Here is a 432-nt window from a genome sequence, read left to right on the forward strand (position 1 = left end):
TGTTGCACGGATCGGATTATGCCCGCATTGAACACGCCCGTAGCCCGACTTCAAGCGATGCGGACGCACTTCGGGCGTCCAAGCTCAAGCATCCTGTTCAAGGTATGAACGGCGATGGCGACCCCGGTCGCGCGGCGTTGATCCGTCCGTGAACGCAAGGCGTCTCCGATCACTCGTTTCAGCCGGCTGATGGAGGTCTCCACCAGGGCTCGTTGCGTGTACCCGGACCTCTTCTGCCAGCCCATGCGTCCATGCTCGGCAATGCTTTGGAGATGCCGGTCGCGCTGGGTCGGAGCGCGCTCTGCCATCTCGCTTGGTACCGCTGTTGATCGGGGTGGAATGATCACGTCAGCCTCAGGATGGCGCTCGGCGATGGTAGCGTAGACGCCCTCCTGATCATAGGCTCCATCGCCGGTGAGTGAGGCGAGTGGA

Annotated in this window: 1 protein-coding gene; it reads right to left on the minus strand. The window is 62.3% G+C overall.

Annotated elements, in window-relative coordinates; genetic code table 11:
- Nucleotides 1-50 precede the first annotated feature (50 nt).
- On the minus strand, nucleotides 51-432 hold a 382-nt coding region (locus ACUXUR_RS26840), incomplete at its 5' end, for a transposase (protein WP_445505397.1).

Source organism: Microvirga medicaginis (assembly GCF_052658925.1).